Source organism: Pseudoalteromonas rubra (genome assembly GCF_000238295.3).
Lineage (GTDB): Bacteria > Pseudomonadota > Gammaproteobacteria > Enterobacterales > Alteromonadaceae > Pseudoalteromonas > Pseudoalteromonas rubra.
The window spans coordinates 846,593-862,657 of sequence record NZ_AHCD03000044.1 but is presented as its reverse complement, the minus strand read 5'-3'; the positions used below and the strand labels follow the sequence as shown (position 1 = coordinate 862,657).

Sequence of the window (16,065 nt, the reverse complement as noted above, 5' to 3'; positions counted from 1 at the left end):
GGTGATGGGCCAACAGTGAAATCAAAAGCTGGATACTTGCGCAAGTCAGTATCCAGCCTGTTTCACACATTTGAGTTTTTACTCCGGCACTCTCAATGTCAATCGATCAGACATCTGAATCCGCCCAAATACCAGCAGAAGACCTCCTTGAGGATGACACGGATACTTGTCAGACAGTGACAGCTGCACACAGATGGTACTCTGCACGGAATGACTGTACTCAATTGTAGAAATTACTCTATACTTCGCTGGCTTCAGCAACAAAAACCAATCACCCTTTAAAGTCACAGGAAAAACAAATGAAAAGAAAAATAGCCGTCAGTGCGTTAATGGTTGCGACATTATCAGCCTGCTCAACAACCGGTTATACGGTTGCTCCCGGCAAGGAGACTGCATCACTTCGCGTAGTTTCTATGGATAGCGGCAACGTATCAGTATGGATTGATAAAACACCAGGGTGTATTAATCACAACTTTATCCAGGGTGGAGAAATCGCTGTACTGGGAGCAAAAGCCAACTTGTTGGCAGACCGTCAGGCTGGCCGCGTAATTGGCATGCCCATGTACCGTTCAGAGGTTCATGAAAAACAACAAACCGAGCTAAACGTTGAAGCAAATGTACCTATTTCATTTTATTTTGCAGGCGTCTGGGTTACTGGCGCTAACACACGTATCGACGGCTATAGATACTGTGTGAAAGAAGTCAGCTTTACGCCACTGGCCGGCCATAACTATGAAGCACAATATTATGTAGACAAAATAGATGGCAAAAAGCAATGCACAATCACACTTTACGATATCAAGCAGGAAAACGGCGAGTACGTAAAAACAGAAAGTGAACACTATGAACTAACCACAAAGCCATGTGACAACTAATCAACAACAGGGAGCCACGATTTTGTGGCTCCTACGATGAAGACTTCTCCCCATTCCATTCATTGTTTTAGAATGTATTTATTGATAGCAAAGACTTAATTAAGGCTGATCCCCTTTGTTGTTAGCGAACATGTTAATTGTTAAGAACAACAAAACACCCTGTATTTATTGCTTATAGATCAGTCTGGTCATTTGTCTTTGTCTGCCTAAAGAATAAACAGTGAGTCAAATTAAAGAATCTCAATTGTGCTTCCCTGGCCTATACGATAAGTTTTGTACCTAAAAATTAATATATCGCAAGTCAATGGTACCCAATCTGTAAATCGGCAATATGAGCTCCCCATTTACCCATTGCGCCATTGAGGTTTAAGGAGAGAACATGAGCCGAGATTTAAGCTATGATGGCCTCAGAGGCTGGCTGCTTATCATCATTGCCTGCAACCACTTGTTTGGCAGTTTTGTCACACAATTTACCCGCACGCCGCTGGGATTTGTTTCGGCGGCCGAGGGGTTTGTGTTTTTATCCGGGTTTGTAGCTTATCTGGTATATAGTCGGCTGGCAGACAATCGCACCGAATTGCGGCGTAAAGTGTGGCGACGTTGTCTGGTGATTTATGGATTTCATTTGAGTGCCATCCTGATTTGCTTTTCGCTGGTCCTCTCATTGCCTTTATATGTCACGCACTGGTCGGGCTTTTTTAATGCCGCTAACTGGTTTAGCAATCCCATACAAAGTGCCTTGTCGGCCATATTGCTACTCGAGCATCCGGGCTTTCACGATATCCTGATCCTCTATTTAGTGCCTATGGTATTTCTGCCTTTGACTATTGTGGCCCTAAAACAAGGAAAGCTGATGTATGTCGTCACGGCTTCCTTTTTTGTCTGGTTGCTGGCCCAGTTTGTCACCGCAGAATTTTTAGCAGCCCCGTTTAGTCTGGTGTTTAATGACATCAAGTTAAACGTAAGTCACTTTGACCCATTCGCCTGGCAGATATACTTTTTTATGGGGGTTGTGCTGAGTTATCTAAAGTTTGATAAAGGCCATACCTTTACGTTTACACCTGCGGTACGGGTGTTGCTATTGAGCGGGGTAGGCTTCTTTTTACTGCTCAAGCATAGCTATCCACAGTTAATGCGGCCCTATTATGGCGGCCACGGCAGCGCCTCTTTACTCTATCAGCTTAATCTGCTGTTGAGCGTGTATCTGATAATGCACTTGATGCGTCGCTTTCGGTGGTTCTTTACGCTCAGATATCCGGTATTTATCGGCCAGCATGCCCTGCCCGTTTTTGCCTTTCACTGCATCGTGATTTACTTTCTGCTGCCGTGGAGCCATGAATACACCACTGCACATTGGTACTGGGACCTGTTGATATGTGCCAGCTTTGTGGCGTTGCTCGCACTTCCGGCTAAACTTGATCAGAGTTGGCGAAAGTTTCGCCGCAGGGACCATCATAGAGTAAACATCATGAGCCAGAGTTAATAAACCACAAGCAATATATGGGAAGAAATTTACACTAAAAAAACCTTAAAAACAAAGTGTTGACATTTAAACTTGAGATATATTAAATTCATTACGCTCAACGAGCATATTTAACAAAAAATTTAAAGGAATATTATAATGAAATTAGGTTTAAAGAAGAAAAGCTTCAAGTCTCTCAGCGCTGATAATAAAAAACTACCAAATGATGCAACACCAGCTGTAGCAGGCGGCCGCTTGACAGACTACTGCTCAAATCACTGCTTCACCTATGCAGTGCACAATTGCGACAGCAACAGGCACTCAAATGATCAGGCGACTGAATGTTGTGGCTCTGCCTGGTGCTAGTTACAGGCTCCAGATGAACGCCTGATATGTCAGTCGTTCCAGCCATAAAACCAGACTGCGGTCTGGTTTTTACGTATGGCATCATGAATCTATTATTGAAGATAAGCTTATTGAATAACTGAGAATCATTCGGGTTATTCGAGTATGAATTAAAAAGGATTAGTTTAGTGAAATTATCATTCAAGAAAAGAAGTCTTAAGTCTCTAAGGGCCGATAGTTCAAAACTTCCAAATAATGCAACACCAGCCATTGCGGGTGGTATGAATACGGATCTGGTCACTAGCTTCTATTGCCCCTTAACCTACCATGGAAAACACTGTGACTATCATAACTATACTGAAAATGTAGAGACAGTGTGTTGTCTTTCGTCCTTTTGTTAGTTGCCTGTGGCACAATCATAGATTGAGTTTGCTTCTCGCCCAATAGGTGCCCTGGCATACGAATAGAACAGTGAAAACCCGATTAAGGTTTGGTTTTCACTTTAATCACACACTAAAGCGGTTCACTTAACGATTTACTCATTCTGACAGGTAACTAACCTCCTGATTACACTCCAGATTACCCTTTTCGTCGGCGTCACGTTGTGCAAACAGTATATCGGGGCAGGAAAAGTCATCGCCAAACAGTAAATATAACTCATATACCTGCTCTATGGTCATCACTGAGCGGCCTGACTCAAAGTTGCTGATAGTAGACTGGTCAACATTCAGCTTGGCAGCCAGTTGCGCCTGCGAGAGCTTATTTTTATACCTTAATTGCCGCAGGTTGCGTTGCAATCGCCTCATCAGTTTATCAATCCGCTGTTTCCTGGCAAACGCATCATTTTTCATCGCCTAATCCTTTTACACGTTTGTATGTCAGCTTGCCCAAATGCTGACCTGATTTATTAAAAGAGTACACCTGACAAATACCGTTTCAGGTGTATTCTTGGTTTCGACTGTCAGAAAAATCGCAACTAATGTAAACGCCCTGTTGACCTTTTTAACGTTAAGAAATATCGTGTAACTCACAGTCCCGCACGGCTGTTAGTGTTGCTATTGCAACGAGATAACTTGATATCTCTAACTTGCGTCAGTTTGACATGTTCCCTTTTTGTATTAACATTGCGACTTTCTTGTTAAGATTATGTTCGTTCGAATGTGGAAAAGTCTCCGCATTACAATAAAAAAGGAAAAAAGGACGTGATTGATGGCGATGATTTAAAGGCAATGAGGAAAAACGCCGGCATATCCCAGGAGCTGATGGCCAAAAAGTTAGAGTGCGACCGTAAGACAATCAGTAACTATGAGCAGGGTGTCAGTGACATCAAATCCAAGCAGCTTTTTCGCTGGCTGATGCTATGCAAAATAGATACGCGATCTTTACTCAATGAAATCAGACAAATTAGTGGCAGTTTAAACCGCCATGATGCGTCAAAGTTACAGGATGACGAAAAATGAAAAAGATACGCCCACTCACACTTCTAACTAAATTGGCTTCTCTGGTAAAACTAACTGACCGGAAAATGAGTCGAGGCCTGAGTAATAATAAGTGTTTATCTGGTGGGCAAGGACTGTTGGTCACGGGCTGCGGACCCTACCGGTCTGATAAACCAAGTTCTAAAGGGCCTTATAAGCCGGTCAGGCCTGAAGCTTGTGAGGTTAATGCCGTGCAAGTTCTTTCTGAAGATTTAAGTATGGGAGTAATGGGTGGAACTACAGCGAAGAAACCACCTCGCTCTATGACAGCAGGTATATATCAGGTGTCTTCGCTTAAAACAGAAAATATACATAAGCTTTCTAAGCGCACATGCAGCTCAATATCTGGCAGTACAGGATATAAGCCACCCAGAGCCAAAGTTGCTAGCTTATTGAAAGACACCAAGCCTGACTATTCAAAAAATGGCCTAAATTCAAAAAGAATAAAGACTGATATTTGCACTTATATATCCGGAGGCACAACGGGCTATAAACCGCCAAGAGCAGCTCGATATGAAATTGATGATGAACCTACCCCTCCAAAAAAGATTAATCAAGGTTAGGAAATGAAACTCTCAAATTTGATCTTACTAAGCATTGCTTCACTGGCTTTTTTATACATTCATATATGGGACATCAGCATTGCAACCACATTATATGTGACCTTATTATTACTAAGCACACTGTATGGCGTCCTTAAACAGGAAGTCAATGTAACTCATATTTCCGGTTTTATTTTAGCTGGAACGGGAATCAGCTATGTTATTTTTGAAGCAGGTGTAGTAGACGTAATTACCCCTTCAGAAAACAAGTTACTACAGGGCACTATTGTTTACGGAGTCCAATTTTTACTTAATTTATTAACGGCAACAGCCTTAATTTTTAGAGTGCAGATTTCTCGAATACTTTCAAAATCCAAGCAAATAGAGTTAACCCACTTTGACGGTATTTTTCATTGGATCTTTCTCTATATGTGCTTGATTAACATGCTTGCATTACTTGAGAACATTGCCTGGTCCTATTTTGAAATGAGATCTTGGACAGTCATCTATGATAATTTCGAAGTGTTCATTTATATTGCATATGCAATCTGTTGTGGCGCACTGCTGACCATGATGATCCTGTCCGCAAGAGAGGATGGCACTCAGGCTTCCCGCGCATCTTAAATCAGATTAAAACATTCAATCACCTGATGCCAGTCAGCAAAACTGACTGGCATTGTTTTTTGTACACCATGCTAATTTGCATGTACCCGCTTTATCTCTTCAATTAACGCCTCGGCTAACGGCGATGCCGTATTGCTTTTTGACGTGATCAGCATCACCGGGATCTGATAGGCGTATTTTTCTGGCTGTATGGCTCTGAATATGCCTTTATCAACCCAGTAGCTGGCGTAGTGCTCGGGCAGGTAGCCGATAAACTCGCCGGAGAGAATTAGGTGAGCAATGCCTTCGTCATGATAGGCAATGGCGCTGTTTTGATAGTTGAGGCCATCGTTGCGCACTTCTTTATCGCGCAGGTAGTTACTGGTGATCACCTCAGCTTCGGCAAGTAATGCCTCTAATTTTGCACTGTCGCTTTTGGCCACATTCCCATCCAGCAGTTCGAACAGCGGATGCCCCTGCGCACAATATAAATAATTGTACTCATTGTGCAGTGGGTAATAATCCAGGCCACGCAGCTGATGGCGACTTACGCCCAGTCCAACCAGAGAGCGCCCGTTCACCACAGAAGTTTCGACTTCGCGGGCTTCACAGACATGGATATCAAACTGAATATTGCCCCCGCGCGCCTTGAGTGCAGAAATGGCCCGTGCCACGCCGCAACGGGGGTCGCTGACCATAGTATCTATGGTGGCAATGGTCACCCGCCCTGAAAGTTCGTTTTTAGAGCTGGCCACTGTGCTGGCAAACGCTTCGCATTGCTGTAACAACTCTAAAGATGCCTGATAGGTCACCCTGCCCGGCTCGGTCAGCTCAAAACCGCTGCGCCCGCGTTTGCATAGTTTCAGACCCAAACGAACTTCCAGGTCCGACAGATGCGAACTAATGGTTGAACGACCTATATTCAGGCGCGACTCTGCGGCCGACAAACCACCACATTCCACAATGGCGACAAAGATCCGCAGTAACCTTAAATCAACGTCTTGTACCTGCATTAAATACCCACCTCATTGAGTTCGATACTTTTTAGTTCGATAATACCGGAATGAATTACGATAATTATGCATTTATAAAACTACCACAGCAAGTTAGGATTGCGGGATAAAAACAACATCTGCATGTAACAAGATGATATTTAGGAGAATAAAATGACGTTTAGATATGGTATCGATCGTCTGGACCTGGACACAGTCAACGGCATTGCCGATGGCAGCATTAAAGCCGAGCTGTGTCAGGAAGCGCTGGATAAAATCAACACCAGCCGTAGCAATGTTGACGTGATGGCCGCTTCCGACGAGGCCGTGTACGGTATTAACACAGGCTTTGGCCCGCTGTGCGACACGCAAATCTCACCAGAAGAAACCAATCTGCTACAAAAAAACCTGCTTATCACCCATGCGGTTGGGGTTGGCGAACCAATTGCTAAGCCTATCTCTAAACTCATGCTGATCACCAAGGTCCATGCACTGAGCCAGGGTTTCTCAGGTATCCGTCTGGAAACCGTTGAGCGGATGCTAAAGTTCATTGAGCTGGACCTGATCCCAGTCGTACCAGAGCAAGGCTCGGTAGGCGCATCAGGCGACCTTGCGCCTCTGTCTCACTTATTCCTGCCTTTGCTGGGCGAAGGTGAATTCTGGAAGGGAGACCAAATCGTCCCGGCTGCCGAAGCGCTGAAAGAACACGGCCTTGAACCAATGGAGCTGCACGCGAAAGAAGGTCTGGCCCTGATCAATGGTACTCAGTTTATCCTGTCACATGCCATCACAGCGCTTACGAAAATGCGCTATTTGCTGGACCTGGCAGATCTGGCCGGTGCCATGAGTATTGAAGGCATGCAGGGCAGTCAGTCGCCATTCCGAGAAGAGCTGCACCAGATCCGAGCTTTCGCTGGTAACCTGGAAGTGGCCAAGCGCATGCGCCGCTTCTTTAAAGATTCTCAGAATATGGCGGACCACGAAGAATGTGACCGCGTACAGGACCCGTACTCACTACGCTGTATTCCACAGGTACATGGTGCGTCTCGTAACGCCTACAATCACCTAAAAGAGCTGGCTGAGATTGAAATGAACTCAGTCACGGACAACCCGATTGTGATCAGCAGCGAAGAAGCCATCTCAGGTGGTAGTTTCCACGGTCAGCCTCTGGCCATGGTACTGGATTACGCGTCAATCGCCGCAGCGGAACTGGGCAACATCTCAGATCGTCGTTGTTATTTGCTACTTGAAGGCTTGCACGGTCTGCCGCGCTTATTAACGACCTCAGGCGGCCTCAACTCGGGCATGATGATCCCGCAGTATACCACCGCCGCCCTGGTTACCGAGAACAAATCACTGTGCTTCCCACCATCGGCAGACAGTGTACCAACCTCTATGGGCCAGGAAGACCACGTATCTATGGGTAGTATTTCAGGTCGTAAACTGAACCAGATCCTGGGTAACCTGGATAAAATCTTTGCCATTGAGCTGATGTATGCAGCCCAGGCCATTGAGTTCAGACGCCCTAATACCTGCTCAGACCTGATCGAAGAAAACTTTTCGCTGATCCGCAGCAAAGTCGCCAAACTTGAAGAAGACAGACTGCTTAAGCCAGACATTGATCACATGGTAACATTGGTTAAGTCACAAGCATTTACGGTTAACTAAGGGGAAAATAACAATGACCACCACACTGAGTTTTCAGGACCAAATTAAGCAAGGGATCCCCAGCGAGTTGCCTGCGCCTAAACCTTACCCGGCTGACGCCAACCGCGCCCCGAAGCGTAAAGACATTTTATCAGCCGACGAAAAGCAACTGGCGCTGCGCAATGCGCTACGCTATTTCCCGAAAGAGTGGCATCAGGAACTGGCAGCTGAATTTGCCGAAGAACTGAAAAGCTTTGGCCGTATCTACATGTACCGCTTTAAGCCTAACTATGAACTTAAAGCACGCTCGGTAAGCGACTACCCGGCTAAGTGTCAGCAAGCTGCTGCAATCATGCTGATGATCGACAACAACCTGGACCCGGCAGTAGCTCAGCACCCGGAAGAGCTGATCACTTACGGTGGCAACGGCGCGGTATTCCAAAACTGGGCTCAATACCTACTGGCCATGAAATACCTGAGCGAGATGGAAAGCGACCAGACACTGCACATTTACTCTGGTCACCCTATGGGCTTGTTCCCGTCAAGCGAAGACGCACCACGCGTGGTCGTTACCAATGGTATGATGATCCCGAACTACTCAAAGCCTGATGACTGGGAGAAGTTCAATGCACTGGGTGTCACTCAGTACGGTCAGATGACAGCAGGTTCATTCATGTACATTGGCCCACAGGGTATTGTTCATGGCACCACCATCACAGTAATGAACGCGTTCCGTAAAGTCCTTGAAAAAGGCGACAGCCCGAAAGGTAAGATCTTCCTGACAGCTGGTCTGGGCGGCATGAGTGGCGCGCAACCAAAAGCGGGTAACATTGCGAACTGTATTACCGTCTGCGCCGAGGTCAACCCGGCTGCTGCCACCAAACGTCACCAGCAAGGCTGGGTAGATGAGCTCATCGACAACATGGATGAACTGGTTGCCCGTGTTAAAACAGCACAGGAAAACGAAGAAGTGGTATCAATTGCCTACATCGGCAACATTGTTGATGTCTGGGAAACCTTCTATGAGCAGAATATTTTCATTCACCTGGGGTCAGATCAGACGTCGCTACATAACCCCTGGTCAGGCGGTTATTACCCGGCAGACATCAGCTTTGAAGAGTCAAACAGACTGATCCGTGAAGAGCCTGAGGTCTTCAAAGAAAAAGTACAGGCAACGCTTAAGCGTCACGCTGATGCGGTGAATAAGCACACTGCCCGTGGTACGTATTTCTTCGACTACGGCAATGCTTTCTTGCTCGAATCATCTCGTGCCGGTGGCGACGTGATGGCCGAAAACGGCATCGACTTTAAATATCCGTCATACGTACAGGACATTTTGGGCCCAATGTGCTTTGACTACGGCTTTGGTCCATTCCGTTGGGTCTGTGCTTCAGGCAACCCGGCCGATCTGGACAAAACCGATGCCATCGCGGCAGAGGTGCTGAACAAGATCATGGCGGAATCTCCAGAAGAGATCCAGCAGCAGATGCAGGACAACATCACCTGGATCAAAGATGCCAAGCAAAACAAACTGGTTGTTGGCTCACAAGCGCGTATTCTGTACGCCGACGCACAAGGCCGTATGGAAATCGCCAAGGCCTTTAACGATGCCATCGAGCGCGGCGAGATTGGCCCGGTTGTGTTGGGCCGTGACCACCACGATGTGAGTGGCACTGATTCACCATTCCGCGAAACCTCGAACATTTATGACGGCAGCCGCTTCACGGCAGACATGGCCATTCACAATGTCATTGGTGACAGCTTCCGCGGTGCAACCTGGGTTTCTATTCACAACGGCGGTGGCGTTGGCTGGGGTGAAGTGATCAATGGTGGATTTGGTATGGTGCTGGACGGCAGCAGCGATGCAGAGCGTCGCCTGAAGTCTATGCTGCTATTCGATGTGAACAATGGTATTGCACGTCGTAGCTGGGCTCGTAACGAAGAAGCTAACTTCGCGATTAAACGCGAAATGGCGCGCACACCTAAGCTTAAAGTGACACTGCCAAATGGCGTAGATGACGAGATTCTCAATAACCTCTCGCTCTAAACGCTAACAATCGGTAAGAAAAAATGGCTGCCCTGGGGTGGCCATTTTTGTATCCGCTGCACTTATCCAAGCACAGTAAATGCGTTTCAATCAACATTCAGCGTGGAGCTTGCCTGATAGCGACTTATAACTGTCACTGTTTACGCATCTTACTGCCACATCGCGCAAGCACTATGTGTAACGACATTATCCAATTATGTCATGTATTATCAGACCACGAGCCAGATCCTGGCTCTTTTTCATACAATCCAGATGGTAGAACCTGACAGTATGAACTAACATAGCTTTGTTATAATTATTGATGGGGCTATACGCTATGACTCGCGCAGAAAAGCTTTTGTACCGCTTAATCCTCGCTGACCTGTTAAGCTGCCATCCGGCCCCTTTGCCCATATCGGCGCTCAGACTCCAGGGTGTCAGAGCAGACAATATGACCCTCCAAACCGTAATAGATCTGATGACTGAACAACAAGTGATCACCGTATCTTCTTCAGGCGAGATAAGCCTGGCACCAAGAAGTGATCTGAACACACCAACCGAAGGTGACTATCCTATTGATTTAGCTAATATTGATTAACTTACCCACAGAAAATGTGGTTATCTTGTTAGTAACTCAGGAATAAACGATGTCAAACTGGAGCACTCGCGCTCAAATTCAGCACAGAGGTGACATCAGGATAAAAAGCGTCACCGGAGACACCTCAGCTATAAATAAAAGCTAACTATTAATGACGCAATGCGGGGAGTAAAGACGCACCAGTACCATCTATATCAGACAATAATTCAAGGCCCAGAACCTGCGCCACGACAGGATAAATATCGAGGTTTTTCACCGGGCCAATCTTAGTCCCCTGTTTAAAAGCAGGGCCCATAGCAACAAAAGTTGCATGCATATCCTGCGTGATGGCAAAACCATGAGTGCCATAGTGTTTATCTTTTTCATCATAAGCAAAATAACGCGGTGCCTGAGTTTCAACCACAATATCGGCTGTCGTTTCATTGATTGTCACACCGCGGCTTTTAAGTGTCTCTTCACTAATGATGTCGTAACGGCCGCGGGCATTGCGCATCAGCTGAGTGCGCACCGCATCCAGGTTTACACGGGCTTCGGGCTTTTTATATAACCAGACCTGAGTGCCACTGTTTTTAACGATAAAGTCTCTCAGTTCTACCCCTAAATCAGACAGTTGCAAACTCATGTCCGGATCCAGCTGTGCCATACCATGATCTGACACAATGATCAGGTTAACGTCCTGCTCTACCTCACGCTGTATTCTTCTTGCAAGCTGACCAACCAGCTTATCAACCTTCTGGACAGCCTGATAAGTTTGTTGTGCATCGGGACCAAAATCATGTCCCATGGTATCCACCAGCGAGAAATAACCTGCAACAAAGCGTGGACGTTTCTGCGCTGGCAACTTAAGCCATTGCACTATCTGATCGATACGCTGCTGGTAATCGCTGTGCTTTGAGTAGTGGTAAAAATAGCTGGGCGTCATGCCGTTAATACGGGCATCTGATTCAGGCCAGAAGTAAGTAGCGGCTTTAAGCCCCTGCATTTCAGCCAGATTCCAAAGCGGGATCCCTTTTAGCCAGGAGCTATCGTCCTGACCGTAGCCCATTTTATAACACTGGTTACGGTTTTTATCGCAAAAATGATTGCCGACAATGCCATGGTTAGATGGCAGCAAGCCAGTAATAATAGAAAGGTGGTTGGGGAAGGTCTTGGTCGGATACACAGGCTCAAGATACTCGGCTCTGACGCCTTGTGCAGCAATAGCCGCAAGGTTCTTTGCTTTGTGTTTTTCAATGTAATCCCAGCGGAATCCATCCAGTGAAATCATCACTACACTTTGCTCTGCTCCCTGCCCTTTTGCCAAGGCCAGTGAAGACATAAGCGTAATCAAGAAGAATAAAACCGGTAACGCGTGTTTAATCATGATGCCCTTTTGTTCCTGAAACAATAAATCAGCGTGGGCACAATAAAACTAAAATATGAATGAAATGAAGGACCTTTTGCCGAAAAAAGGGGGATTTTCGACCAGTAACATATTTTCGGGACGAGCCACGTTCGCCCCGAACTAACACAGCCTATTTAACGCAAATGCTGAACCAGGGCCCAATGTTCATCACCCTGACTCACCTCTGCCAGCGCCCCGTTGATCAGCACCATATTAGGCGCAATATGGGAGACATCAACACCCGTAATAACAGGCACCGTCAGGTCTCCCAGGGCCATTTTCACGGCAGTATCTCCATCAAATGCCTTACCTGCATTGTCCGTTACCGCATTACGGCCAATAAGAATACCCGCAGCGTGCTCAAATGCACCTCGCAACTTCAGGCTCTGCAAAGCTCGATAGTAGGCTGTAGGAGACTGCTCGGCGTTTTCAAAGTAAAAGATCAGTTTGTCATCAGGATGCCTCTCGAGCAGCGCTTGAGGATCAAAATACTCTGAGCCAAACATCAACATATGTGTATCCAGGCAGCCTCCGATCAGACGTCCCTGAAACGATACCGTCCCGGCATGATGCGCTTCGCCATTCATTACTTGCCAGCGGCTTGGTTCGGCCAGATTAAAAACCGCTTCGCTGTCTTGCGCATAGTTGCTGTAACCTTGTTCATAGAAAGGCGCGCTGCGCTGTGTGAATGCCCCACCCGTTGGTGTTTGCAAATGCGTGAAGGTATCTGCCGTTAATGCATCGGTTTGTGCCAAAGACAACTGCATCAGGTTAGTGCAATGACAGGTTGCCCAACCCAGTTTGCTGGAAAACGCGCTGAGCACAGTGCTGATATCTGAAAACCCCATCAACCATTTTGGCCGAGCCTGTTGCAGAGCCTGCCAGTCCAGCAAAGGTAAAAGGTCCATTGCAATCTCTCCGCCCCAGGGAGCCATAATCGCATCCACCCGGTCGTCCAGTAAAAACCGCATCAGCTCATCCACACGCCTCTCCACCGGCGCGCTCACATGTAACTTATCTTCACGTAAGCAGTGCCCTTCGAGTACCTTGAAGCCACGCAGTGCCAGATCACCTAAGACCAGCTCAAGTCGGGGATGCAAAGGTGCCGCCACGCCGCTGGAAAATGCGGTAACCGCAATGGTACTTCCTGAGATAAGAGGAGCTGGATAGTGCATAAGTTGTCCTTTTTACATACTTAAAATTTAAAACCATTTAATTCATAACGTTAGGCAGGTATTTGTCACATAATTTCCTTACTTTGTCACCTTATTTCGCGCCTTTCTCACGCTTTTTATTTTCGCCTCAACAACAATGGAGCCAGCTTTTTACGAAACGGATAAAACAATGAATAAGTTGAACGCACTAAGCTTAGCCCTTTGCTCTCTATACGCAGCTTGCGGTAACGCACAACAATCGTCAGAGACCCTTCGTCCCTGGCAGCAATTTACGCAAAACGACACTACAATCCCACGCCTCAGTGTGGCACCTGATATAGACGGTGAACTGACCCCCACAGAATGGCAAAATGCGCGAGTGATCACCGATTTTGTTGAATTCCGGCCTACGGTTGGTGGCACCCCTAGGCACCCTATCACGGCGTATGTGGCTTATGATGAACACTTCTTTTACGTGGCCGCTAAAATTACGCAGCCCTTTGACACGATCACGGACAGAGTGCTTACCCAGGGAGAGCGAGTCTGGAACGAAGACTATTTTGGCCTGATCCTCGACACCAACCATGACAAATCCGATGGCTATTTATTTCACGTTACCCCATCAGGCGTACGAGAAGATGGCCTGGTGAATGGCACTGAATATATCGCAGAATGGAAAACACTGTGGTACGCCAAAACCCAACAGCAGGACGATGGCTGGACGGTAGAAATTGCCATTCCCATGCAGTCATTGTCTTTCGACCCGGATGCTCCAAACTGGGGGTTACAATTGCGCCATAAACTCTCCAGTCCCTATGTGCAGTCCTATTGGAACCTTAATAACCCCAATTCATCAGGCTGGCATGCTTCACAAACCGCACCGATTTCCGGGCTGCGCGAGTTAAATCAGGGCAAAGGCATTGAAGTGAAACCCGGCCTGGCATACAAAGACTCACTGGAGGAGAGCAGCTTTGAGCCTTCGCTGGATGCCACTTACCGGTTTACCCCCAGCCTGACCGGTCAGTTGACGCTCAATACCGACTTCTCCGGCACAGATGTCGACGAAATAGAAATGAACATGACCCGCTTTGGTCAATACTACAGTGAAAAGCGCGACTTCTTTTTACAGGACAGTCAGATATTTCGTTTTGGTGGAATGGACGATAATGATTTTAACGGCATGCCATTTTATTCTCGTCGGATTGGTCAGGGCCCACAGTCAGGTGTGCTGGATGTTAACTGGGGCACGAAACTCACAGGCCGAATTGGCAATACCGATCTGGGCGTATTGAGCGTCAACCAGGAACGCGACGGAAACATAGCTGAAACCACTCAACTCAGTGTCGCCAGAGCCAAACAACACATTGGCGAACGCCATCAACTGGGCGCTATATTCACCCATGGCACTGCCGATGACAGTGCCGATCAAACACTCAGTGGGATAGATTATCGCTTTGAAGATATTATATTTGGTGAGGAGCAATTGATTGCCAACGCCTTTTACCAGTCTATCGACCTGCCAAATGACCTGCCCGACAGTGACAGTAAAGCGTATGGTTTAGCGTTCAAAATGCCGAATGACCGATTTTATCTGGACACCAAGTATCGCTATATCGGCAAGGACTTTAGCCCGGCAATGGGTTTTGTGAATCGCACAGACCTGAAATACTATCACCTCACCAGTCACTACCGGGTACGCCCACAAACAGGCTGGCTGGGTGACAACCTCAACCTTTATCAGTTCAGAACCTATTATAAACGCTGGGAAAATACTGATGGCGAAAAGAAAGGTCAGCAGTTGTTCTTACAGCCTTTGATAATACAAACCAAGTCTCATGACTATTTTCACATCAGCTACGACATGTACAACAAAGTGCTCAAAGACCCGTTCCAATTTCGTGACAACATTCAGTTTGCTCAGGGTGAGTATGATTACAACCAATGGACGGTGTATTATGAAACAGCCAGCGATCGGCCTGTCTTTGCCAGTGGCCGAATTGTCAAAGGCGACTTTTTTGATGCGGACCTGACACGCTATAGCATGACCCTGAACGCCCGGCCGAATAAACACTTATATGTGCAACTTGGCCGTCATATGTACTATTACGAGCGGGCTGGCGAGAAGAGCAACATGTACAACACACGGCTAAAAGTGAATATCGCATTTAACAGCGAGTGGTCCTGGAACTCATTGTTGCAGCACAATACCCAGTCAGACAGCTTCTCACTCTTTAGTCGACTGCGCTACGAACCAGCGCCAGATGAATTGTATCAGTTGAGTATTAACAAAGGGTATGACTTAGAAGATGGCTGGCACGATAAAAAGACCGTATTTTCTGAAACGGCCGTGAAACTAAACTACACCTATAGATGGTAAAGCGCGTTGCGCTATTCAGAGCAATCAAGAGTTTTTATACGCATTTGATCACGTATGCCGTCACCACCATCTTTTTGTTTATTCTGAGCAATATTGTTTCACTTGGATAGACATAGGCATGGTGGGCGGCCTTCGTTTGGGGTTTAGGTGTTATTAGCCATGGTTTAAATACCTTTGAGATATTTTATCTGTTTGGCCCGGAGTGAGAAAGATGCCAAGCAGAGAGACGCCTTGGCAGAGAGCGATGATTACATGAGGTCATAGGTGACCGGGCCTTATAAGCAGCATGATCATCTCTGTGCTGCTTATATACATTGCAATTCTATACATCATTCTTTTACCCCAATCATCTTGTTTAGAACAAGGCTAGCGCCTTGGAATAGCAAGTTCCCCCTCTCAATTAAAACCATAAACACAACAAAAAAACCACAGCGTAATTACATGTAATATTAAAATTCAACACGCGTGACTAATGTTCTCCCTGTTGTCATGTAGTAAATAGCTTAGGCAGTACCCTTATCAGCTTGATTTGTTTTGACATCACGAACTCTGAGCTGCAATCAGAGCGGAAAACTTAACAAA

Annotated in this window: 13 protein-coding genes and 1 pseudogene; 10 read left to right on the top strand and 4 right to left on the bottom strand. The window is 46.6% G+C overall.

Translation table 11 applies throughout. The annotated features are described in order from the left end of the window. The first annotated feature begins 299 nt into the window (after nt 1–299). Both PRUB_RS24355 and opgC read left to right on the top strand, forming a co-directional pair. A complete protein-coding gene (locus PRUB_RS24355; RefSeq protein ID WP_010380564.1) occupies nt 300–875 on the top strand; it encodes a hypothetical protein in 576 nt (191 codons plus the stop codon). A gap of 379 nt (nt 876–1,254) precedes the next feature. Beyond that, nucleotides 1,255–2,358: an OpgC domain-containing protein gene (gene opgC / locus PRUB_RS24350; protein WP_010380560.1), complete on the top strand. Its 1,104-nt coding sequence runs from the start codon at nt 1,255–1,257 to the stop codon at nt 2,356–2,358. An 863-nt stretch (nt 2,359–3,221) separates the two neighbouring features. Here the strand turns inward: opgC and PRUB_RS24345 are convergent. Then, nucleotides 3,222–3,533 (bottom strand): helix-turn-helix transcriptional regulator, encoded by a 312-nt coding sequence (locus PRUB_RS24345; protein WP_010380556.1) that lies wholly within the window; start codon nt 3,531–3,533, stop codon nt 3,222–3,224. 309 nt (nt 3,534–3,842) lie between these two features. On the opposite strand from PRUB_RS24345, the gene PRUB_RS24340 reads away from it, so the two are divergent. The 3 genes from PRUB_RS24340 to PRUB_RS24330 are packed head-to-tail and all read left to right on the top strand — an operon-like array spanning nt 3,843 to nt 5,326. Further along, nucleotides 3,843–4,142 (top strand): helix-turn-helix domain-containing protein, encoded by a 300-nt coding sequence (locus PRUB_RS24340; protein WP_339327537.1) that lies wholly within the window; start codon nt 3,843–3,845, stop codon nt 4,140–4,142. Then, on the top strand, nt 4,139–4,723 hold the full coding sequence (locus PRUB_RS24335) for a hypothetical protein (RefSeq protein WP_010380552.1): 585 nt from the start codon (nt 4,139–4,141) through the stop codon (nt 4,721–4,723). The genes PRUB_RS24340 and PRUB_RS24335 overlap by 4 nt, the downstream gene beginning before the upstream one ends. Nucleotides 4,724–4,726: 3 nt before the next feature. Then, nucleotides 4,727–5,326, top strand: a complete 600-nt coding sequence (locus tag PRUB_RS24330; protein WP_010380550.1) for a hypothetical protein — start codon at nt 4,727–4,729, stop codon at nt 5,324–5,326. 71 nt (nt 5,327–5,397) lie between these two features. Here PRUB_RS24330 and PRUB_RS24325 read toward each other — a convergent pair whose 3' ends face one another. Then, the gene (locus tag PRUB_RS24325) at nt 5,398–6,318 is read right to left on the bottom strand and encodes a LysR family transcriptional regulator (protein WP_010380547.1); all 921 of its coding nucleotides are present in this window, start codon (nt 6,316–6,318) and stop codon (nt 5,398–5,400) included. A gap of 153 nt (nt 6,319–6,471) precedes the next feature. Here PRUB_RS24325 and hutH point away from each other — a divergent pair, with 153 nt between their 5' ends. The 3 genes from hutH (at nt 6,472) to PRUB_RS24310 (ending at nt 10,568) form a co-directional block, all read left to right on the top strand. Further along, the gene (gene hutH / locus PRUB_RS24320; protein WP_010380544.1) at nt 6,472–7,965 is read left to right on the top strand and encodes a histidine ammonia-lyase; all 1,494 of its coding nucleotides are present in this window, start codon (nt 6,472–6,474) and stop codon (nt 7,963–7,965) included. A 13-nt stretch (nt 7,966–7,978) separates the two neighbouring features. Further along, entirely contained in the window at nt 7,979–9,991 is a 2,013-nt protein-coding gene (locus tag PRUB_RS24315) for a urocanate hydratase (protein WP_010380542.1), read from the top strand. Nucleotides 9,992–10,307: 316 nt separating this feature from the next. Then, a complete protein-coding gene (locus PRUB_RS24310) occupies nt 10,308–10,568 on the top strand; it encodes a hypothetical protein (protein WP_010380541.1) in 261 nt (86 codons plus the stop codon). A gap of 148 nt (nt 10,569–10,716) precedes the next feature. On the opposite strand, the gene PRUB_RS24305 is transcribed toward PRUB_RS24310, so the two are convergent. Then, nucleotides 10,717–11,931, bottom strand: a complete 1,215-nt coding sequence (locus PRUB_RS24305) for an alkaline phosphatase family protein (protein ID WP_010380539.1) — start codon at nt 11,929–11,931, stop codon at nt 10,717–10,719. A gap of 155 nt (nt 11,932–12,086) precedes the next feature. Further along, a complete protein-coding gene (locus PRUB_RS24300) occupies nt 12,087–13,127 on the bottom strand; it encodes a S66 family peptidase (protein WP_010380538.1) in 1,041 nt (346 codons plus the stop codon). Nucleotides 13,128–13,296: 169 nt separating this feature from the next. On the opposite strand from PRUB_RS24300, the gene PRUB_RS24295 reads away from it, so the two are divergent. Further along, entirely contained in the window at nt 13,297–15,483 is a 2,187-nt protein-coding gene (locus PRUB_RS24295; RefSeq protein WP_010380536.1) for a carbohydrate binding family 9 domain-containing protein, read from the top strand. 131 nt (nt 15,484–15,614) lie between these two features. After that, nucleotides 15,615–15,689 (top strand): annotated as a pseudogene (locus PRUB_RS26830) (hypothetical protein); the annotation flags it as partial. Between the last annotated feature and the right edge of the window lie 376 nt (nt 15,690–16,065).